Genomic DNA, 21,539 nt, shown 5'->3' with positions numbered 1-21,539 from the left:
GATTGGAATGGAGTTCAGCGTACGGGGCTGTATCTTTTCTGGAAACTGAATAATATTAAGCAATACGTTCACGAATGGAGAATGAATTGGATCTGGTGCAGTTGGAAATCTTCAAGGCCGTTGCCGAGCAAGGCAGCATCAGCGCCGCCGCGCAGTTGATCCATCGGGTACCGTCAAACCTGACCACCCGCATCAAGCAACTGGAGCAGGATCTGGGCGTCGAGTTGTTCATCCGCGAGAAAAGCCGCCTGCGCCTGTCACCGGCCGGGTGGAATTTCCTCGGCTATGCGCGGCGTATTCTCGATCTGGTACAAGAAGCCCGCGCAACGGTGGCGGGGGAGGAACCCCAGGGCGCGTTTGCCCTTGGCTCGCTGGAAAGTACGGCGGCGGTGCGTATTCCCGCGTTGCTGGCGGCGTATAACCAGAAACACACCAAGGTCGAGCTGGACCTGAGCACAGGACCTTCGGGCACGATGATCGAAGGCGTGCTGTCCGGGCGGCTGACGGCGGCTTTTGTCGATGGCCCGGTGCTGCACTCCACCCTGGAGGGCGTCGCGGTGTTCGAGGAAGAAATGGTGGTGATCGCACCGCTGCACCATGCGCCCATTACGCGGGGGCGGGAGGTGAATGGCGAGAATATCTACACCTTCCGCTCGAACTGCTCCTACCGGCATCACTTCGAGCGTTGGTTCTCACAGGATGGCGCGATGCCGGGCAAGATCTTCGAGATCGAGTCTTACCACGGCATGCTGGCATGCGTCAGTGCCGGGGCAGGGCTGGCGTTGATGCCGCGCAGCATGCTGGAAAGCATGCCGGGGTTTGCGGCGGTGAGCGTGTGGCCGCTGGCCGACAGCTACCGCGTGCTGAACACCTGGCTGATCTGGCGCAGGGGTACGGTGTCGCAGAGTTTGAACAGCTTCGTAAAACTGCTGGAGGAACGCGGGTTAGTAGCAGCCTGAATCCAATGTGGGAGGGGGGCAGGCCCTAATCTTGTAGGAGCGAGCTTGCTCGCGAAAAACGTCAACGATAACGCGTAATTCCTGGATAAACGCGGTGGCTGTGAGTTTTTCGCGAGCAAGCTCGCTCCTACAACATCGGGAGCAAGTCGAGTCGTCGCACCGCCCCTCCCACAGTTTGACCTTCATCAGCCGCCGAACTGGAAGGTGCCCATGGCCAGCTTGGCCATGATCGCCGTGGCGCCCAGTTGCACCAGCCACAACGCCAGGCCACCGAGGAATACGCCCAGCGCCACTTGCAGCACCAGGCTTTTCTGGCGCTTGGCTTGGGGCGCGCGTGGGGTGAAGTGGTCCAGTTCGTCGCGGTCGGCGCGCAGGTCCAGGTCGTCGTTTCTCATAGGGTTCTCGCAGCAGAAGGGCAGTTGGTGTTCAGTCTAGTGGGTTCGCCAGCAAAAAGGGGGAAGCCATTGGCTTCCCCCTTCGTATAACGCTGGCAGGTTTACAGCACCTGAACGATCGCGTTGGTCACAGCACCAATGTTGGACTGGTTCAACGCCGCCACACAGATACGCCCGGTATCCAGGGCATAGATGCCGAACTCGCTGCGCAAGCGGGTGACTTGCTCGACGCTCAGGCCGGAGTAGGAAAACATCCCGCGTTGGCGGCCAACGAAGCTGAAGTCGTGGCCGGGAGCCGCCTTGGCCAGTTCGGCCACCATCTGCTCGCGCATGCCGCGGATGCGCAGGCGCATTTCGGCAAGTTCGGCTTCCCACTGGGCGCGCAGCTCAGGGTTGTTCAGTACCGCTGCAACGATCGCCGCGCCGTGGGTCGGCGGGTTGGAATAGTTGGTACGGATCACACGCTTGACCTGGGACAGGATGCGCGCGCTTTCTTCCTTGGATTCGCTGACGATGGACAAGGCGCCCACGCGTTCGCCGTACAGGGAAAACGACTTGGAGAAAGAGCTGGACACAAAGAAGGTCAGGCCCGATTCGGCGAACAGGCGCACGGCGGCGGCGTCTTCGTGGATGCCGTCGCCAAAGCCCTGGTAGGCCATGTCGAGGAACGGCACCAGGTTCCGCGCCTTGATCACGTCCAGCACGTTCTGCCAGTCGGCCGGGCTCAGGTCGACGCCGGTGGGGTTGTGGCAGCAGGCATGCAGCACCACGATGGACTGCGGCGGCAGAGCGTTGAGGTCGTCGAGCAGGCCGGCACGGTTGACGTCGTGGGTGGCGGCGTCGTAATAGCGGTAGTTCTGCACCGGGAAACCGGCGGTTTCGAACAGCGCGCGGTGGTTTTCCCAGCTCGGGTCGCTGATGGCGACGACGGCGTCGGGCAGCAGCTGCTTGAGGAAGTCAGCGCCGATTTTCAGCGCGCCGGTCCCGCCGACGGCCTGCACGGTAACCACGCGGCCAGCGTTGAGCAGGGGCGACTCAGCGCCGAACAGCAGGGTTTGCACGGCCTTGTCGTAGGCGGCGATCCCGTCGATCGGCAAGTAGCCACGGGCAGCGTGTTGCGCCACACGAATGGCTTCCGCTTCGGCAACGGCACGCAAGAGTGGAATCTTCCCCTCCTCGTCGCAGTAAACGCCCACGCCAAGGTTGACCTTGGTGGTTCGTGTATCAGCGTTGAATGCTTCGTTGAGGCCCAGGATTGGATCGCGTGGTGCCATTTCGACAGCGGAGAACAGGCTCATTTTTGCGGCAGCTCTATGGGGGAAGGGAGGGACGTGTCGCGCTCCAGCCGGATGCACTAGAGCGGTGCACAAACGGGGAGCTAGTATAGAGGCCATCACTGCTGAGGGCGACAGCCGAAATGGCTTTTCGGCCAAGTTTTTCGGTTTATTTGCCGACCGTTAGTCTTATTGCAATATGGATCCCGGACGAAGGTAGGGCGATTGCCTTGAAACCCGTCACATTCGTCACCACTACTACGGCTATCATGGTTTTTTCCTGCAGCCTGCGATGACTATTCGCGGGTTGCTGAGCTATTTCGTCCCTGGCGGTGTTGAGTCTGGGGTGACCACACGAGGTACGTTATGTCGGATTTCCAGCTCGTCACCCGTTTTGAACCCGCCGGCGATCAGCCGGAAGCCATTCGCCAGATGGTCGAAGGTATCGAGGCCGGCCTGGCGCATCAGACGTTGCTCGGGGTGACCGGTTCAGGCAAGACCTTCAGCATCGCCAATGTGATCGCGCAGGTGCAGCGCCCGACCCTGGTGCTGGCACCGAACAAGACCCTCGCCGCACAGTTGTACGGTGAGTTCAAGGCGTTCTTCCCGAACAACGCGGTCGAATATTTCGTTTCCTACTACGACTACTATCAGCCGGAAGCATATGTGCCGTCCTCCGATACGTTTATCGAGAAGGATGCGTCGATCAACGACCATATCGAGCAGATGCGGCTGTCGGCGACCAAGGCCCTGCTGGAACGCAAGGACGCGATCATCGTCACCACGGTGTCGTGCATTTACGGCCTGGGCAGCCCGGAAACCTATTTGAAAATGGTGCTGCACGTCGACCGCGGCGACAAACTCGACCAGCGCGAACTGCTACGGCGCCTGACGAGCCTGCAGTACACCCGCAACGACATGGACTTTGCCCGCGCCACATTCCGTGTGCGCGGCGATGTGATCGATATCTACCCGGCAGAATCCGACCTGGAAGCGATCCGTATCGAGCTGTTCGACGATGAAGTTGAAAGCCTGTCGGCCTTCGACCCGTTGACCGGCGAGGTGATCCGCAAACTGCCGCGCTTCACCTTCTACCCGAAAAGCCACTACGTGACCCCGCGCGAAACCCTGATGGGCGCCATCGAGGGCATCAAGGTCGAGTTGGCCGAGCGCCTGGAATACCTGCGCGCCAACAACAAGCTGGTGGAGGCCCAGCGCCTGGAGCAGCGCACCCGCTTCGACCTGGAGATGATCCTGGAGCTGGGCTACTGCAACGGCATCGAAAACTACTCGCGCTACCTGTCGGGCCGCGAGTCCGGTGCGCCGCCGCCGACCCTCTATGATTACCTGCCGCCGGACGCCTTGCTGGTGATCGACGAGTCCCACGTCAGCGTGCCGCAAGTGGGCGCCATGTATAAGGGCGACCGCTCCCGCAAGGAAACCCTGGTGGAATACGGCTTCCGTCTGCCATCGGCGCTGGATAACCGGCCGATGCGCTTTGACGAATGGGAAGCCATCAGCCCGCAAACCATCTTTGTCTCCGCCACCCCCGGCAACTATGAGGCCGAACACGCCGGCCGGGTGATCGAGCAGTTGGTGCGACCGACTGGCCTGGTGGACCCGCAAATCGAAATCCGCCCGGCGCTGACCCAGGTTGACGACCTGCTGTCGGAAATCAACAAGCGCGTGGCCCTGGAAGAGCGCGTGCTGGTCACCACGTTGACCAAACGCATGTCCGAAGACTTGACCGATTACCTGGCCGACCACGGCGTGCGCGTGCGCTACCTGCACTCGGACATCGACACCGTGGAGCGTGTGGAAATCATTCGGGACCTGCGCCTGGGTACCTTTGATGTGCTGGTGGGCATCAACCTGCTGCGCGAAGGCCTGGACATGCCGGAGGTGTCGCTGGTGGCGATCCTGGACGCGGACAAGGAAGGCTTCCTGCGCTCCGAGCGCTCGCTGATCCAGACCATCGGCCGTGCGGCGCGTAACCTCAATGGCCGGGCGATCCTGTATGCGGACCGCATCACCGGGTCCATGGAGCGGGCGATTGGCGAGACCGATCGCCGTCGCGAGAAGCAGATCGCGTTCAACCTGGAGCATGGCATCACGCCCAAAGGCGTGTTCAAGGATGTCGCCGACATCATGGAAGGCGCCACCGTGCCCGGCTCGCGCAGCAAGAAGCGCAAGGGCATGGCCAAGGCCGCCGAAGAGAGCGCCAAGTACGAGAACGAACTGCGCTCGCCGAGTGAGATCACCAAGCGGATTCGCCAGTTGGAAGAGAAGATGTATCAGTTGGCGCGGGATCTTGAGTTCGAGGCCGCGGCGCAGACCCGGGATGAGATTGGCAAGTTGCGCGAGCGCTTGCTCACCGTATAAAACCACCCACTGTAGGAGCGAGCTTGCTCGCGAAAATCGTCAACGATAACGCGGGGTCTTCTGGCTAAACGTGGTGTCCTTGCGTTCTTCGCGAGCAAGCTCGCTCCTACAATAAGGCGCTTTGGGCTGTTACCATTCGCCCCTTGTTTCAATTTTCAGTTATATCGCCCATTCGAGACCTGCCATGACCACCGTCCGCACGCGCATTGCGCCATCGCCTACTGGGGATCCCCACGTCGGCACTGCTTACATCGCCTTGTTCAACTACTGCTTTGCCAAGCAGCACGGCGGTGAATTCATCCTGCGGATCGAAGACACCGATCAACTGCGCTCCACTCGTGAGTCGGAGCAGCAGATTTTCGATGCGCTGCGCTGGCTGGGTATCACCTGGGCCGAAGGCCCGGACGTCGGCGGCCCTCACGGCCCGTATCGCCAGAGCGAGCGCAGCGACATCTATAAAAAGTACACCCAGCAGCTGGTGGACATGGGCCATGCGTTCCCCTGCTTCTGCACCGCCGAAGAACTCGACCAGATGCGCGCCGAGCAACAGGCCCGTGGCGAGACGCCGCGCTACGACGGCCGTGCATTGCTGCTATCGAAAGAAGAAGTGGCCGCGCGCCTGGCCGCCGGCGAGCCCCATGTGATCCGCATGAAAGTGCCGAGCGAAGGCGTATGCGTGGTGCCGGACATGCTGCGCGGTGACGTCGAGATCCCGTGGGACCGCATGGACATGCAGGTGCTGATGAAGACCGACGGCTTGCCGACGTACTTCCTCGCCAACGTGGTCGACGATCACCTGATGGGCATCACCCACGTGCTGCGCGGCGAAGAATGGCTGCCGTCGGCGCCGAAGCTGATCCTGCTTTACGAATACTTCGGCTGGGAACAGCCGCAGTTGTGCTACATGCCGCTGCTGCGTAACCCCGACAAGAGCAAGCTGTCCAAGCGCAAGAACCCGACGTCGGTGACCTTCTACGAGCGCATGGGCTTCATGCCCGAGGCGATGCTCAACTATCTGGGGCGCATGGGCTGGTCCATGCCGGATGAGCGCGAGAAGTTCTCGCTGCAGGAAATGGTCGATAATTTCGACCTGTCCCGCGTCTCCCTGGGCGGGCCGATTTTCGATATCGAGAAGCTGTCGTGGCTCAACGGCCAGTGGCTGCGTGACCTGCCGGTGGAAGAGTTTGCCAGCCGCGTGCAGCAATGGGCGCTCAACCCCGAGTACATGATGAAGATCGCGCCGCTGGTGCAGGGCAGGGTGGAGACGTTCAGCCAGGTTGCGCCGTTGGCCAGCTTCTTCTTCGCCGGTGGCGTGAACCCGGACGTCAAGCTGTTCGAATCGAAAAAGCTTTCGGGTGACCAGGTACGCCAGCTGATGCAGTTGATCCTGTGGAAGCTCGAAAGCCTGCGCCAATGGGAGAAGGATGCGATCACCGCGACGATCCAGGCGGTGGTCGAGTCCCTGGAACTGAAATTGCGCGATGCCATGCCGCTGATGTTTGCCGCGATTACCGGGCAGGCCAGTTCGGTGTCGGTGCTCGACGCGATGGAAATCCTCGGTCCGGACCTCACGCGTTTCCGTCTGCGCCAAGCCCTTGATTTGCTTGGTGGTGTTTCAAAGAAAGAAAACAAAGAGTGGGAAAAACTGCTGGGCGCTATCGCTTAAGCAGGTGGCTGTAAGCACGAAACCCCGGTTTTCCGGGGTTTCGTCGGTAAGTGATTGTTATCCCGGCAAAAAATTTTGAAAATTGTTGAAAATAAATTTGACACGTTTCGAAACCGCCATTAAGATTCGCCCCGTCCTCACCGATGAGGGGCTATAGCTCAGCTGGGAGAGCGCTTGCATGGCATGCAAGAGGTCAACGGTTCGATCCCGTTTAGCTCCACCAATTTACAGGTTCAAGGTCTGGCCACACCGTCCTTGAATCGATCGGCACTCAGCGCCGATCAGTTGTACAGAAGGTTTTGTCCCCTTCGTCTAGTGGCCTAGGACACCGCCCTTTCACGGCGGTAACAGGGGTTCGAGTCCCCTAGGGGACGCCAGTTTCAACAAGCAGTTCGAAAGGTCTGCTGCGCCGCCAGGCGAAAAATCGGGGCTATAGCTCAGCTGGGAGAGCGCTTGCATGGCATGCAAGAGGTCAACGGTTCGATCCCGTTTAGCTCCACCAATTTACAGGTTCAAGGTTGCGGCCACACCGTCCTTGAATCGATCGGTCCAAGCACCGATCACTGTACAGAAGGTTTGTGTCCCCTTCGTCTAGTGGCCTAGGACACCGCCCTTTCACGGCGGTAACAGGGGTTCGAGTCCCCTAGGGGACGCCACGATTACCCGCTTTGCGGGATTTTTAAGGGTCATTCAATTATTGAATGGCCCTTTTGTTTGTCTGGCGTTTGGCCAACTCTCTCCTTACTTCCTTTTTGCGTTCTGACCAGTGGTCACGCTTCTCGCTTGCGCAATATTATTATGGTAATAATATTCAACCCATGACAGACGGAGGCTTTGATGAGCGACAAGAAAGCGCAAACTCGCGAACGCATATTGCAGGCTGCCAGCGCGGCATTGGTCCAGCGTGGCCCGGCTGAGCCGAGCGTCGGCGAAGTCATGGGGGCGGCGGGGCTGACGGTCGGTGGTTTTTATGCGCACTTTGAAAGCAAGGACGCGCTGATGCTGGAGGCGTTCACTCAGCTATTGGCCAAGCGTCGCGCGGCGATCGAAGACATCGACTCAACACTCACCGGCGAAGAGCGCCGAAGCCTGGTGGCGGCGTTTTACTTGTCGCGCAAACACCGCGACTCCACCGCCCAGGCGTGCCCGCTGCCGGCGACAGTCGGCGAGATGGGCCGTTTGCCGGACGAATTCCGCCAGGCCTTGAGCGAACACTGCGAGCTGATGGCAGCTCAACTGGCGGCCAGCCCGGAAGACACCGACAAGGCGCTGGCCGACATGGCGTTGATGATCGGCGGCCTGACACTGGCGCGGGCCCTCGGCCCCGGCGAGCTGTCCGATCGTGTATTGCGCGCCGCCAAGTCGGCGGTACGCTGAAGAGGGTTCACCGCATGGGCGACTTGACCTGGGTTCGTGGCTTCAACGGCACTGTCGGCCGACTTGCTCCGCAAATGGCGGCCAACAGGATGCGTCGCACCTTCATGACGCCCCGTGAGCTGCCGCCGCGCGCGTGGGAGCTGCCGCTGCTGGCGCAATCTGAGCGCATCACCTTGCGTTTCGGCCTGTCGGCGCTACGTTGGGGGCAGGGGCCGGCGGTGTTGCTGATGCACGGTTGGGAAGGGCGGCCTACCCAGTTCGCCAGCCTGATTACGGCATTGGTAGAGAACGGCTATTCGGTGATTGCGCTGGACGGCCCGGCCCATGGGCATTCGCCGGGGCGCGAAGCAAACGTGCTGTTGTTCGCCCGTGCCATGCTCGAGGCGGCGGCTGAGCTGCCTGCGCTGCATGCGGTGGTCGGCCACTCGATGGGCGGCGCCAGCGCGATGCTGGCGGTGCAACTGGGGCTGCGCACGCAGGCGTTGGTGAGTATCGCTGCACCATCGCGGTTCCTCGATGCGCTGCGCGGTTTCACGCGAATGGTGGGTTTGCCGCCGCGCGCGCGTTCGGCGTTTATCCACGCGGTGGAGCTGTCTTTCGGTATGCCGCTCAAGCACCTGGATGTCGCCCATTACCACATGAACCTTCCTGGCCTGATCGTGCATGCCGAAGACGATACGTTCGTCCCGGTCAAAGCCTCTCAAGCCATTCACGAGGCCTGGTTCGACAGCCGCCTGCTGCGCCTGGAGCAGGGCGGGCATCAGAAGGTCCTGGCCGACCCGCGCGTGATCGAAGGCGTACTTGCCCTATTGGCAAGCTGCCATTTACAGGCGCGCCAAACCGCCTGATACACTGCGCCCGCCGACATCAATCGACTGGAGCAAGGCATGGGCTGGGATTTGGCAACGCCGTTTATCATCGATCTGCAGGTCGCCCCTGAGGACATCGACGGCCTGGGGCACGCCAATAACGCGGTGTACGTGTCCTGGCTGGAGCGTTGCGCCTGGCGCCATTCCCAGCGCCTGGGGCTGGACCTTACCGAGTATCGGCGCCTTGACCGTGCCATGGCCGTGGTGCGTCATGAGATCGACTACCTGGCGGCCGGCTACGAAGGCGATGAACTGCAACTGGCCACGTGGATCGTCGATTGGGACCAGCGTCTGAAGATGACGCGGCGTTTCCAGCTGATACGCCCGCGTGACGGCGCCACCTTGCTGCGCGCGCAAACCACCTTTGTGTGCATCGAGCTGTCCAGCGGCAGGCCCAAGCGCATGCCCGTCGAGTTTATCGAGGGCTATGGGCCTGCGCTGACAGGGGGTTAACGGTTGTTGGGGGAAACCCAGTAAACTGCGTCACGATTTTTGTTGAGTGTTTTCCATGCAAATTGCTTTGGCGCCCATGGAGGGGTTGGTCGACAACATCCTGCGGGACGTGCTGACCCGCGTGGGCGGTATCGACTGGTGCGTGACCGAATTCATCCGCGTCAACGACCGCTTGCTCACCCCTGCCTATTTCCACAAGCTCGCCCCGGAACTGCTGCACGGCGCCCAGACTGCGGCGGGCGTGCCGCTGCGCGTGCAGTTGCTGGGGTCTGACCCGGTATGCCTGGCGGAAAACGCCGCACTGGCCTGCGAGTTGGGGTCGCAGGTGATCGACCTCAATTTCGGCTGCCCGGCCAAGACCGTCAACAAGTCCCGAGGCGGTGCAGTGCTGCTCAAGGAGCCGGAGCTGCTCAACCGGATCGTCGAGCATGTGCGCCGTGCGGTGCCGGCCCATATCCCAGTCACTGCTAAAATGCGCCTGGGCTTCGACAGCCCGGATGGCGCGCTGGTCTGCGCCACGGCGCTGGCCGAAGGCGGCGCCGCGCATATCGTGGTGCATGCACGTACCAAGACCGATGGCTACAAGCCGCCGGCCCATTGGGAGTGGATCCCGCGGGTGCAGGAAGTGGTCAAGGTGCCGGTGTTTGCCAATGGTGACATCTGGAGCGTCGAAGATTGGCAGCGTTGCCGCGAAGTCAGCGGCGCCGAAGACATCATGTTGGGCCGTGGCCTGGTGGCGCGCCCTGACCTGGCGCGGCAGATCGCGGCGGCGCGCACAGGGCAGGAGGTGGTGGAAATGACCTGGGCCGAAATGCAGCCGATGCTCCAGGAGTTCTGGACCCAATCGGTGGCGCAATTGACTGAGCGCCAGGCGCCCGGCCGCTTGAAGCAATGGCTGGCGATGCTGACGCGCAATTACCCCGAGGCGGTGCAGCTGTTTACGGCGATGCGCCGCGAGACCGACCTGGAGCAGGTCAGTCGCCTGTTGGGGATGCCTCATCCACTGGCTGCCTGACGCCAGTCAACGACCACTGCTTATATCCATCTAAAGAAGGCGCCACTGCAGGCGCCTTTTTTTGTCGGCGAATTAACACAAACCACCGACGGGTAGATGCGCGAAATGTTATCGATGAGTGACTTGCCTACCGAGTATTAGCGCGTGTGACCACGCTTGAACCTCAAATAAGCCATGAATCAAGGCTTGGAGTAAATTGTCCATGAGGCAAAGTCTGATAATGCGCTTTGGTTTCCTTATATGAACTGCGAATTTCGGAACTCGATAGCCTAACTCCCCACGAATGGGGGGACTGCGAAACAGCGCTGTGGTTATTCAGTCTTAAAACTATCACTCCCTCTGGCCATTAACCGGTCAGGTTGTATGGAATAAAGGAACTCGCGAATGTCTATGTCGATTCACACTCCGCCTTTGGTAAGGGGCGATACATCTGGCCTTGATCAGCCAGCAGTTTCGAACAATAAGCTTATTGTAAAACCGAACGCTCAGACCCCTGGCGCAACGGTGCTGCAGACGTCATTGCGTCTTGACGATACTCAAGGTTTGCGCAATACGGCGCTGACCCCCGAGACTGCTTTGCGGCAACTGTTCGATATGCTGGAAGGCATCTTCAGGACCATGCGCGACATATTTTCAGGCAAGACCACGATTAAGCCCGATCCGGACAAACAACCGGTTGCGCCGGACACCCGCAAGGAACTCGTCAAGCCAGACGCAGGCAAGTTGCCGGTGCTGCCGGATGCCTCCAAGGAGCTGGTCAAGCCGGATGCAGGCAAGTTGCCGGTGCTGCCGGATGCCTCCAAGGAGCTGGTCAAGCCGGATGCAGGCAAGTTGCCGGTGCTGCCGGATGCCTCCAAGGAGTTGGTCAAGCCGGACGCAGGCAAGTTGCCGGTGTTGCCGGATGCCCGCAAGGAACTCGTCAAGCCGGACGCAGGCAAGTTGCCGGTGCTGCCGGATGCCCGCAAGGAGTTGGTCAAGCCGGACGCAGGCAAGTTGCCGGTGCTGCCGGATGCCCGCAAGGAGCTGGTCAAGCCGGACGCAGGCACGCTGCCGGTGGTGCCGGATGGCCGCAAGGAGCTGGTAAAACCGGACGCCGCCACGGTGCGAGTGCTGCCGCAACCTGCTGATGTTTCGGTCATCGTGCCCGACGGAAATAAGCCGCGCCCCTCGCCATTTCCGCCAACGGTGCCCAAGCCCGAGATAAGCGTGAACAATGACCCCAAGACAAACGTTCAGGTGAATGTGGTCCTTAATCATTGCCACTGCCCGGATGGAAAGGTGTCGCCGGACCGACTGCCGACACCGAGGGTTTCCACGGATACGCGGCCTCAGCCATCCATACTGCCAGACGCCCAGCCCCAGCCAGCGGTGCTTCCGGGCAACATCCCGAAGCCGAATGTGCCGATGGATATCAAGCCTCAACCCCAGGTGTTGCCGGATACAAAACCGACGCCTTTGCCCGACACTCCCGCCCCGGATCTGACCAGTCCAGGTCCTGTCGACGCTGGCAGGCATGGACGCTTTAATCATCGGCTAAGTTCCAGGTTCTAACGATAGCTGTCGCGTTTCAATCTTTTATAAGTGCAGGCATCTTTTCGAAAGTTCGTTTCGAGGAGATGCCTGTGTGGAGAACTCTATGTCACTCTTTCCAATTAATAATATTGCGCGGGTCATTGATGTAAGGCCGTCCCTGTCAATCGATGCACTCACTGCAAGTAATGAAACTACGATCAGACCCAATGTCGGTCGCGAGTCGGTCAGGACAATGCCTGTCATGGCATATGGTGATAAATCGCATAGTTTGCCAGGTGCCGGGAACGACTCGCCATCGATCAGTGCAATCGTGGCTATATTTGCTTCACTCTTTTCTCAGCTGCTCGCTCTCGTAGCTGATAAAAAAGACAAGCATGTTCCTGACACTAATCCTTTACCCCCGCCTATTGTTCCGCAAGTAACGCCCCAACCGGTATTACCCAGGCCTGATGCCGCAGCGAACATTCCGGGTTTGTCGACCAAGCGCGGCGGTGCGAAGCCGGACAATATCTGGAGTGGCTTTCGCCAGGGCCCGGATGGCAATTGCGTGACGGTGTCGGCGATCAAGGCTGCAATGTATCGATTCGGTCAAAGCCCCACGGATATTTTCAAGGAGGTGGCCAAGACGAGCGACGGTTATCAGGTGTTCATGCGTGATGGCTTTCGGCTCACGTTGACCGACCGCGAGCTGGCGGAGGGCGCCCGGGGCGCCAAGTTCAGCGGGCCCGACACCGGCATGCTGAAGGATGCGCAGTTCCTGTTCGCCGTCAGCGCCAAGCGTGCGCAGATGGAAAACAACGATCGTACGGCCGGTCGCAGTTTTCAGGCCGCGATCCGCAGTCTGAACGATGGAGAGGATGAGAGCGGTCCGGGAGAAGGCTTTCTACGCCTTGGGTTGAAAGGCCACATGAAAAGAGTGTCGGTACGTGAGCTCGCCCAAGGGCAGATAGGCATGTGCAACCGGACCGGGCATTCGGTGGCCGTCATCAATGGCCGCGAGGAGTTATGGGGGAAACAGGGACGAGTCCCGACGCATGGTCATGCCGTCGCACTGATGTGACCGTGATGCACCTGGGCAGGGATAACCCAGGCTGCATATTGTTTCAATGCTGGGTTTCAAACACATCTATTCCAGTAACTGCCTGAATCCCTCTATCGGCAATGGCCGACTATGCAAATACCCCTGGTACAAATGGCAGCCGAGCTTTTGCAGGAACGCCAGTTGCTCCGTAGTTTCCACGCCTTCGGCAATCACCTCCAGATTCAAGCTGCGGGCCATGGCGACAATGGCGCGGATGATTTCAGCGTCATTGGGATCGTGCGTCGCGTCGCGCACGAACGACTGGTCGATTTTCAACGCGTCCACCGGCAGGCGCTTGAGGTAGGTCAGGGATGAGTAGCCCGTACCAAAGTCATCCATCGCAAAGCTGATGCCGAGTTTTTTCAGGCGGCGCATTTTCAACACCGTATCGTCCAGGTTCTGGATCACGATGCCTTCAGTGATTTCCAGCTTCAGCAAACTGTAGGGCAGTTGGTGCTGCGTGAGGCTGCGTTCGACCCGTTCCACAAAGTCGTTCTGGCGAAACTGTCGGGGGCTGATATTCACGCACAGGCTGAAATTCAGCGGGTCCACCAGGCCGTCGGCAATCAACTGCGCAAAGGCGCTGCACGCTTCGTCGAGGATCCAGGTGCCGACCTCCAGGATCAAGCCGCTGTCCTCCAGCACCTTGATAAATTCGGCCGGCGACTGCGCACCCAGTTGGGGATGCTGCCAGCGCACCAGAGCCTCGGCGCCGACAATCTTGTTGCCGCGCGCATCCACCTGGGGCTGGTAATGCACACTGAACTCCCCGCGGGACAAGGCCAGGCGCAGGTCGGTTTCCATGCGCAGGCGCTCGCTGGCGGTTTTCTGCATGCTGTTGTGGAACATCTGAATGGTGTTGCGCCCGGAATCTTTGGCGCGGTACAGGGCGATGTCGGCGCGCTTGAGCAAATCGGCGGGCGTGGTGCCATGGTCGGGGATCAACGCCACGCCGATGCTCGGCGTTACTTGCAGGCGGTGGCCGTCGAGGAACATCGGCTCGGAGAGCAATTCACGCAGGGTATCGGCCAGTTCCTGCACCTGGCCGCTCACTTGCGTGCGTGAGCCCTCCAGGCCGCTGAGCAGCACCACGAACTCATCACCGCCCAGGCGCGCCACCGTATCCTCCATGCGCACACTGGCTTCCAGCCGTGCGGTGACGATTTTCAGTACGGTGTCGCCCACCGGGTGACCGAGGGAGTCATTGATATGCTTGAAGTGGTCGAGGTCGAGAAACAGCAAGGCGCCACGCAGGTTGTGGCGCTTGAGCAGGGCGATCTGCTGGCTCAGGCGGTCCATCAGCAGCGCGCGGTTGGGCAGGTTGGTCAGCGGGTCGTGATAGGCCAGGTGGCGGATCTGGGCCTGGGCGTTTTTCAGCAGGCTCACGTCACGCGCGGTCAGTAGCAGGCACGGCGTTTCATTCAAGGTAATCGGTTCGACCGACACCTCCACCGCCAGCACGTCGCCCAGTTTGTTGTGCCATAGCATTTCCAGATGATGGATGCGTCCCTTGATCTGCAGCTCGGCCAACAGCGCGGTACGCTGGTTTTCATCGGCCCAGATGCCAATCTGGTACAGGGTGAGGCCGATGGCTTCTTCGGCGCGATAGCCGGTCAGGCGGCAAAACCCGTCATTGACCTCCACATATCGACCGGTGTCGCGCTCGGTGATCGATATGGCGTCGGGGCTGGAATGGAAGGCCTTGGCGAACTTCTCCTCACTGGCCTTGAGCGCCGCCTCCGAGCGTTGCTGCTGGGTGATGTCGCGCAGGGTGGTGACGATACACGGCTGCTCATTGACCTTGACCAGGCGGCTGGAAATCACACAGGTCAGGCTCTGGCCGTTCTTGGCATGCACCACGATGGCCACATTGCTCAATGACTGCTCGCGAATCACCCGCTCGATGCGTTGCAGGCGCTTGCTCGACTCATCCCACAAGCCGATCTGCTCGGCGCTTTTGTCGAACACTTCGGCGGCGGTCCAGCCAAAGGTCTGGGTGAACGCCGGGTTGATCTCGATAAACGCGCCGCTATCCAGGCAGGTGACGCAGATTGGATCGGGGCTGGCCTGGAACAGGCTGGCGAATTTCTCCTCGGAAGCGCTCAGGCGTTGTTCGCGCTCCACCTGATCGGTGATATCGAGCAAGGTCCCGGCCATGCGCAGGGGCTTGCCGGATTCATCGCGATACAGGCGTGCGCGGCTTTCCAGATAGCGCGAGCTGCCGTCCTCGACCGGCACGCGATAGGTCAGCTGGTAATTGTCGCCCGGGCCTTCACGCAGGTTGCGGTAGGCATGGCGCATGCCCTCGCGGTCCTCATCGGACATACCTTCAAAAAATGCATCGAAGGATTCGTGGAAGGGTTCGCACGGCAGGCCATGGAGTTGGGCGGCGCGGGCGGAGCCGTAGAGCATGCCGGTGGGAATGTGCCAGTCCCAGGTGCCCAGCTGTGCCGAGTCCAGCGCCAGATCCAGGCGTTCCTGGCTGTCTTTCAGCGCTTGCTCGGCGTTTTTGCGCTCGGTGGTGTCGAGGAAGGTGCTGATCAGATAGGCCTCGCCCTCCAGTTCGACCTTTTGCGCGCTGAGCGTGCCATCGTGGATCTGGCCGTTGCTGGCGCAGAACTGCACTTCCATGGTGATGGATTCACCTTTGCGCTGGGTGGCCTTGACCAGGTGCGCGCGCTGCTCCGGATGACGCCACAGGCCCAACTCCAGGGTGGTGCGGCCGATGGCGTGAGCCACCGGCCAGCCGAACAGCATTTCGAAATGCTGGTTGGCTTCGCTGATCAGGCCGTCGGCCTGACGCGTCAGCAGCACCATGTTCGGGCACAGGTGGAAGAGCGTGGCGAAGCGCTTTTCAGAGTGGCTGAGCGCCTGTTCCCGCTCGCGCTGGTGAGTGATCTCGCGGATCACCCCGATCATCCGGCGCTTGCCGTTTTTGTCCGGCACCAGGCTGCCATTGATTTCCAGCCAGTGCAGGCTGCCATCGGGCCACTGGATGCGGTGATGCATGGCCTGTTCGACCGGTTCGCCGGCCAGCACCGCATGAAACGCCCGTACCACGCGGGCACGGTCTTCCGGTGCCAGCAGGTCGAGGTAATTGAGGTCGTTGGGCAGCGGCTGGCGCGGGTCGTAGCCAAACAATGCCTGAGTGCCTCGCGACCAGCTGATCTTGCCCGTTTCGATTTCCCAGCACCACGCGCCCAGCCGCGCGGCATTGAGTGCCGACAGCAGTTGCGGGGCGCTGTCCCAGCGTTGTTCCGCCTCTTGAGGGTCCAGGGCGTAGATGCGGGGCAGCGGTGGCACAGAATCGACGGGGTTGGGCATTATTCAAAGGGCCTTGGCTCGATGGAAGACAGCGCGGTTTACCTGAAACCCGAGGCCGCACAATGTCATGCCGGTAGCCCTGGCAGATCGACCTGTGCATCCAACAGGCTCATGAAAGCCCGCGCAGCGTTCGACAGCGTCCTTTCGGTGTGCACGATATAGCCTAGCTGGCGACTGAGCTGTATGCCCGGCAAAGCGATACTTGCCACCTGGGCGTCGAACATGGTGCGTGGCAGCACGCTCCAGGCCAGGCCGATGGACACCATCATTTTGATCGTCTCCAGGTAGTTGGTGCTCATGGCGATGTTCGGCGTCAGCCCCTGGGCCTCGAATAGACGGCTGACAATATGGTGGGTAAAGGTGTTCCCTCCGGGAAACACCGCAGGGTGCCCGGCGATATCGGCCAGGCTGACGGAGCCGTTGCTGATCAGGCTGTGTTCGGGGGCCACCACGAAATCCAGCGGGTCGTCCCATACCGGCGTCGCGCGTACCAGGTTGTGCGGCTCGGGCGCCAGGGTGATCACTGCCACTTCGGCGCGACCGTGGAGGATTTCTTCGTAGGCCACTTCTGAATCGAGGAATTGAATATCCAGCGCCACGTTCGGGTACTGCCGAGTGAAGGTACGCAGGACCGGCGGCAGGCGATGCAGGCCGATATGGTGGCTGGTCGCCAGGGTGAGGCGCCCGCTGACTTCTCCGGTGAGGTTGGTCAGGGCGCGACGGGTGTCGTCCAGCACGTTCAGGATCTGATAAGCACGCGGCAGCAAAGCTCGCCCGGCTTCGGTCAAGCCCACTTCACGGCCCAGGCGATCGAACAGGCGCACCTTCAATTGTTGCTCCAGGCCGGCGATGCGTTTGCTGATGGCCGGTTGGGTCAGGTGCAAGCGCTCACCGGCGCCGGAGAAGCTGCCGGTCTCGGCAATAGCGATAAAGGCGTTGAGGTTGGCCAGGTCCATGGTGCTATTCCAGTTGGTAATCCAAAGCATGAAAAATATGAATTTGAGTTATTTAATGTAGCGCCCTACCATCAGCCTCACAAGCCAAAGGGTTATAGAAAAGCCCGGCGCAAAGAAACACCGCTGATGAGGACCGACTGATGGCCGGCAAAACGCTTTACGACAAGCTTTGGGATTCCCATGAAGTGAAACGGCGCGATGATGGGTCGTCGCTGATCTACATCGACCGTCACATCATCCATGAAGTGACCTCGCCCCAAGCGTTCGAAGGCCTGCGGCTGGCCGGGCGCAAGCCATGGCGCGTCGACTCCATCATCGCCACGCCGGACCACAACGTGCCGACCACCCCGGAGCGCAAGGGCGGGATCGACGCCATTGTCGATACTGTGTCGCGCTTGCAGGTGCAGACCCTCGACGACTATTGCGACGAATATGGCATCACCGAATTCAAGATGAATGACGTGCGTCAAGGCATCGTCCATGTGATCGGCCCGGAGCAGGGCGCGACCTTGCCGGGCATGACCGTGGTCTGCGGTGACTCGCACACGTCGACCCACGGTGCCTTTGGTGCCCTGGCCCATGGCATCGGCACCTCCGAGGTGGAGCATGTGTTCGCCACCCAGTGTTTGGTGGCCAAGAAAATGAAGAACATGCTGGTACGCGTCGAAGGCCAGTTGCCATTCGGCGTGACCGCCAAGGACATCGTGCTGGCGGTGATCGGCAAGATCGGCACCGCCGGCGGTAACGGGCATGCCATCGAGTTCGCCGGCAGCGCCATTCGTGACCTGTCCATCGAAGGCCGCATGACCATCTGCAACATGTCCATCGAAGCCGGTGCCCGCGTGGGCATGGTGGCGGCGGACGAAAAAACCATCGAATACGTCAAGGGTCGCCCATTCGCACCAAAAGGCGCCGATTGGGACGCAGCGGTGCACGCCTGGAAAGACCTGGTATCCGACGCCGATGCGGTGTTCGACACCGTGGTCGAGCTCGACGCAACCCAGATCAAACCGCAAGTCAGCTGGGGCACATCACCGGAAATGGTGCTGGCCGTCGACCAGAACGTGCCGGACCCGGCCCAGGAACCCGACCTGGTCAAGCGCGGCTCCATCGAGCGCGCCCTCAAGTACATGGGCCTGAAGGCCAACCAGGCGATTACCGATATCCAGCTGGATCGCGTGTTCATCGGCTCCTGCACCAACTCGCGGATCGAAGACCTGCGCGCCGCCGCCGTGATCGCCAAGGGCCGCAAAGTGGCCTCGACCATCAAGCAAGCCATCGTGGTTCCCGGCTCGGGGCTGGTCAAAGCCCAGGCCGAAGCCGAGGGCCTGGACAAGATCTTCCTCGAAGCCGGCTTCGAATGGCGTGAGCCGGGCTGCTCCATGTGCCTGGCGATGAACCCGGACCGGTTGGAATCCGGCGAGCATTGCGCATCGACCTCCAACCGTAACTTCGAAGGGCGTCAGGGCGCCGGTGGCCGTACTCACCTGGTCAGCCCGGCCATGGCTGCCGCCGCTGCCGTCAACGGTCGTTTCATCGACGTTCGCGAATTGATCTGAGGAAATCCCGATGAGAGCTTTTACCCAGCATACCGGTCTGGTAGCGCCGTTGGACCGTGCCAACGTGGACACCGACCAGATCATCCCCAAGCAGTTCTTGAAGTCGATCAAGCGCACCGGGTTTGGCCCCAACCTGTTCGACGAATGGCGCTACCTGGACGTGGGTTACGCCTACCAGGACAACTCCAAGCGCCCGCTGAACAAGGATTTCGTGCTCAACGCCGAGCGTTACCAGGGCGCCAGCGTGTTGCTGGCCCGGGAAAACTTCGGTTGCGGCTCCAGCCGTGAACACGCGCCGTGGGCCCTGGAAGAATATGGTTTTCGCAGCATCATCGCGCCGAGCTACGCCGACATCTTCTTCAATAACAGCTTCAAGAACGGCTTGCTGCCGATCATCTTGAGCGACGCCGAAGTGGATGAGCTGTTCCAGCAAGTGGAAGCCAATGTGGGCTACCAGTTGACCGTGGACCTGGCCGCGCAGACCGTGACTCGTCCGGACGGCAAGGTGTACCACTTCGAGGTGGATGCCTTTCGCAAGCACTGCCTGATCAATGGCCTGGACGATATCGGTCTGACTTTGCAGGACGGCGACGCGATTGCAGCGTTTGAAACCAAGCATCGGGCGAGCCAGCCCTGGTTGTTTCGCGATTGATGCAGGCAGGACCGCCGCCATCGGGAGCAAGCCCCCTCCCACACTTTGAATTGTGAATACCTTCAAATGTGGGAGGGGGCTTGCCCCCGATGAGGCCAGTGTCAACACCACAAAACCCAAGGAAAGCCCCCATGACCAGCACCGCCCACACCCAAGTTGTGCAAAAACAATTCGGCGAGCAAGCCTCGGCCTACCTGAGCAGTGCCGTGCACGCCCAAGGCACCGAATTCGCGCTCCTCCAGGCCGAACTGGCCGGGCAGGGCGCGGCGCGACTGCTGGACTTGGGCTGCGGTGCCGGGCATGTGAGTTTCCAGGTTGCCCCGCTGGTCAAGGAAGTGGTGGCCTACGACCTGTCCCAGCAGATGCTCGATGTGGTCGCCGCCGCTGCGCAAGATCGCGGTTTGACCAATATCAGCACGGTTAACGGCGCGGCTGAACGCCTGCCGTTTGCCGATGGCGAATTCGACTTCGTGTTCAGCCGCTACTCCGCCCACCATTGGAGCGACCTCGGCCTGGCCCTGCGCGAAGTGCGTCGGGTGCTCAAACCCGGTGGCGTGGCGGCGTTCGTGGATGTGTTGTCACCGGGCAGCCCGTTGCTGGACACTTACCTGCAAACCGTCGAAGTGCTGCGCGACACCAGCCATGTGCGCGATTATTCTGCCGCCGAGTGGATGCGCCAGCTCAGCGAAGCCGGTTTGCATGTACGCAACAGCAGCCGCCAACGCCTGCGCCTGGAATACACTTCGTGGGTCGAGCGCATGCGCACCCCGCCGGCCTTGCGCGCGGCGATCCTGCAGCTGCAACAGGCGATGGGCCAGGAAGTGCGCGATTATTACGAAATTCAAGCCGACGGCACCTTCAGCACCGACGTGCTGGTGGTGTGGGCGAACGCTGATTGATTTTTTCCGACCTGCCCACGGGCAGGTCGCTCGATGAAATGAGGAACCCATGAGCAAGCAGATTCTGATTCTCCCTGGCGACGGTATTGGTCCGGAAATCATGGCCGAAGCGGTCAAGGTCCTTACACTTGCCAACAGCAAGTACAGCCTGGGCTTCGAGCTGAGCCACGACGTGATCGGCGGCGCGGCCATCGATAAGCACGGCGTGCCCCTGGCCGACGAGACCCTGGAGCGCGCCCGCGCCGCCGACGCCGTGCTGCTGGGCGCCGTGGGTGGGCCGAAGTGGGACAAGATCGAGCGTGATATCCGCCCTGAGCGCGGCCTGTTGAAAATCCGCGCGCAACTGGGCCTGTTCGGCAACCTGCGTCCGGCGATTCTTTACCCGCAGTTGGCCGAGGCGTCGAGCCTCAAGCCGGAAGTGGTCGCCGGCCTGGACATCCTGATCGTGCGTGAGCTGACTGGCGGTATCTATTTCGGCTCGCCACGCGGGGTGCGCGAGCTTGCGAACGGCGAACGCCAGGCCTACGACACCCTGCCGTACAGCGAGAGCGAAATCCGCCGTATCGCCCGTGTCGGTTTCGACATGGCCCGCGTGCGCGGCAAGAAGGTCTGCTCGGTGGACAAGGCCAACGTATTGGCCTCCAGCCAACTGTGGCGCGAAATCGTCGAAGAAGTCGCCAAGGACTACCCGGACGTCGAACTGAGCCACATGTACGTCGACAACGCCGCCATGCAACTGGTGCGTGCGCCGAAGCAGTTCGACGTGATCGTCACCGACAACCTGTTCGGCGACATCCTGTCCGACCAGGCCTCGATGCTCACCGGTTCCATCGGCATGCTGCCGTCGGCGTCCCTGGATACCAACAATAAAGGCATGTACGAGCCTTGCCACGGCTCGGCGCCGGACATTGCCGGCCAAGGTATCGCCAACCCGCTGGCGACCATTTTGTCGGTGTCGATGATGCTGCGTTACAGCTTCAACCTGGTTGACGCGGCCGACGCGATCGAGAAAGCCGTGAGCCTGGTGCTGGACCAGGGTTTGCGCACCGGCGACATCTGGTCGCAGGGCTGCACCCGGGTCGGCACGCAAGAAATGGGCGACGCTGTAGTCGCCGCGCTGCGGAATCTGTAATCTCTCGGGCCCG

17 protein-coding genes and 4 tRNA genes are annotated in these 21,539 nt (G+C 61.0%); 17 read left to right on the top strand and 4 right to left on the bottom strand.

The genetic code is table 11. The features are described from left to right. The first annotated feature begins 86 nt into the window (after window positions 1–86). A complete protein-coding gene (locus tag C4J87_RS16775; RefSeq protein WP_124369000.1) occupies window positions 87–959 on the top strand; it encodes a LysR family transcriptional regulator in 873 nt (290 codons plus the stop codon). A 185-nt stretch (window positions 960–1,144) separates the two neighbouring features. Here the strand turns inward: C4J87_RS16775 and C4J87_RS16770 are convergent, their stop codons facing one another. Both C4J87_RS16770 and C4J87_RS16765 read right to left on the bottom strand, forming a co-directional pair. Continuing rightward, window positions 1,145–1,354 (bottom strand): hypothetical protein, encoded by a 210-nt coding sequence (locus tag C4J87_RS16770; RefSeq protein ID WP_124363615.1) that lies wholly within the window; start codon window positions 1,352–1,354, stop codon window positions 1,145–1,147. Between the two features lie 101 nt (window positions 1,355–1,455). Further along, window positions 1,456–2,652, bottom strand: coding sequence for an amino acid aminotransferase (locus C4J87_RS16765; protein WP_124367687.1), 1,197 nt, complete (start codon window positions 2,650–2,652; stop codon window positions 1,456–1,458). 342 nt (window positions 2,653–2,994) lie between these two features. On the opposite strand from C4J87_RS16765, the gene uvrB reads away from it, so the two are divergent. The 12 genes from uvrB to C4J87_RS26450 all read left to right on the top strand — a co-directional run bounded on the left by uvrB (window position 2,995) and on the right by C4J87_RS26450 (window position 12,983). Next, a complete protein-coding gene (gene uvrB, locus C4J87_RS16760; RefSeq protein ID WP_124363613.1) occupies window positions 2,995–5,010 on the top strand; it encodes an excinuclease ABC subunit UvrB in 2,016 nt (671 codons plus the stop codon). A 184-nt stretch (window positions 5,011–5,194) separates the two neighbouring features. Continuing rightward, window positions 5,195–6,676: a glutamate--tRNA ligase gene (gltX, locus tag C4J87_RS16755; RefSeq protein WP_124367686.1), complete on the top strand. Its 1,482-nt coding sequence runs from the start codon at window positions 5,195–5,197 to the stop codon at window positions 6,674–6,676. A 147-nt stretch (window positions 6,677–6,823) separates the two neighbouring features. Beyond that, window positions 6,824–6,899: transfer RNA gene (locus C4J87_RS16750), tRNA-Ala, on the top strand. 78 nt (window positions 6,900–6,977) lie between these two features. Then, window positions 6,978–7,053: transfer RNA gene (locus C4J87_RS16745), tRNA-Glu, on the top strand. Window positions 7,054–7,102: 49 nt separating this feature from the next. Further along, window positions 7,103–7,178 (top strand) — tRNA-Ala (locus C4J87_RS16740). 78 nt (window positions 7,179–7,256) lie between these two features. Beyond that, a tRNA-Glu gene (locus C4J87_RS16735) sits at window positions 7,257–7,332 on the top strand. 181 nt (window positions 7,333–7,513) lie between these two features. Further along, on the top strand, window positions 7,514–8,053 hold the full coding sequence (locus tag C4J87_RS16730) for a TetR/AcrR family transcriptional regulator (protein WP_124367685.1): 540 nt from the start codon (window positions 7,514–7,516) through the stop codon (window positions 8,051–8,053). Between the two features lie 14 nt (window positions 8,054–8,067). After that, window positions 8,068–8,901 carry an alpha/beta hydrolase gene (locus tag C4J87_RS16725; protein WP_124367684.1) on the top strand — a complete coding sequence of 278 codons (834 nt, stop codon included), beginning with the start codon at window positions 8,068–8,070 and terminating at the stop codon, window positions 8,899–8,901. 39 nt (window positions 8,902–8,940) lie between these two features. After that, a complete protein-coding gene (locus tag C4J87_RS16720; RefSeq protein ID WP_124367683.1) occupies window positions 8,941–9,375 on the top strand; it encodes a thioesterase family protein in 435 nt (144 codons plus the stop codon). Between the two features lie 55 nt (window positions 9,376–9,430). Beyond that, on the top strand, window positions 9,431–10,390 hold the full coding sequence (locus C4J87_RS16715; RefSeq protein ID WP_124367682.1) for a tRNA-dihydrouridine synthase: 960 nt from the start codon (window positions 9,431–9,433) through the stop codon (window positions 10,388–10,390). Window positions 10,391–10,774: 384 nt separating this feature from the next. Continuing rightward, window positions 10,775–11,941, top strand: coding sequence for a hypothetical protein (locus C4J87_RS16710; protein WP_124367681.1), 1,167 nt, complete (start codon window positions 10,775–10,777; stop codon window positions 11,939–11,941). 85 nt (window positions 11,942–12,026) lie between these two features. Next, window positions 12,027–12,983, top strand: coding sequence for a hypothetical protein (locus tag C4J87_RS26450; RefSeq protein WP_256679894.1), 957 nt, complete (start codon window positions 12,027–12,029; stop codon window positions 12,981–12,983). A 66-nt stretch (window positions 12,984–13,049) separates the two neighbouring features. On the opposite strand, the gene C4J87_RS16700 is transcribed toward C4J87_RS26450, so the two are convergent. Both C4J87_RS16700 and C4J87_RS16695 read right to left on the bottom strand, forming a co-directional pair. Beyond that, entirely contained in the window at window positions 13,050–16,328 is a 3,279-nt protein-coding gene (locus C4J87_RS16700) for a PAS domain S-box protein (protein ID WP_124367680.1), read from the bottom strand. A gap of 65 nt (window positions 16,329–16,393) precedes the next feature. Continuing rightward, window positions 16,394–17,284, bottom strand: a complete 891-nt coding sequence (locus C4J87_RS16695; protein ID WP_124367679.1) for a LysR family transcriptional regulator — start codon at window positions 17,282–17,284, stop codon at window positions 16,394–16,396. Window positions 17,285–17,424: 140 nt separating this feature from the next. Between C4J87_RS16695 and leuC the strand changes: the two genes are divergently transcribed. From leuC to leuB, 4 genes are all read left to right on the top strand, one after another. Then, window positions 17,425–18,843, top strand: a complete 1,419-nt coding sequence (leuC, locus tag C4J87_RS16690; protein WP_124367678.1) for a 3-isopropylmalate dehydratase large subunit — start codon at window positions 17,425–17,427, stop codon at window positions 18,841–18,843. Between the two features lie 10 nt (window positions 18,844–18,853). After that, the gene (leuD, locus tag C4J87_RS16685) at window positions 18,854–19,495 is read left to right on the top strand and encodes a 3-isopropylmalate dehydratase small subunit (protein WP_124367677.1); all 642 of its coding nucleotides are present in this window, start codon (window positions 18,854–18,856) and stop codon (window positions 19,493–19,495) included. 131 nt (window positions 19,496–19,626) lie between these two features. Continuing rightward, complete coding sequence (locus tag C4J87_RS16680) at window positions 19,627–20,394, top strand: class I SAM-dependent methyltransferase (protein WP_124367676.1); 768 nt, start codon at window positions 19,627–19,629, stop codon at window positions 20,392–20,394. Window positions 20,395–20,443: 49 nt separating this feature from the next. Beyond that, window positions 20,444–21,526 carry a 3-isopropylmalate dehydrogenase gene (leuB, locus tag C4J87_RS16675; RefSeq protein WP_124367675.1) on the top strand — a complete coding sequence of 361 codons (1,083 nt, stop codon included), beginning with the start codon at window positions 20,444–20,446 and terminating at the stop codon, window positions 21,524–21,526. Window positions 21,527–21,539 lie beyond the last annotated feature (13 nt).

The sequence above is a fragment of the Pseudomonas sp. R1-43-08 genome (assembly GCF_003852255.1).
Classification (GTDB): Bacteria; Pseudomonadota; Gammaproteobacteria; order Pseudomonadales; family Pseudomonadaceae; genus Aquipseudomonas.
This window is presented reverse-complemented; position numbering and strand designations above follow the sequence as displayed.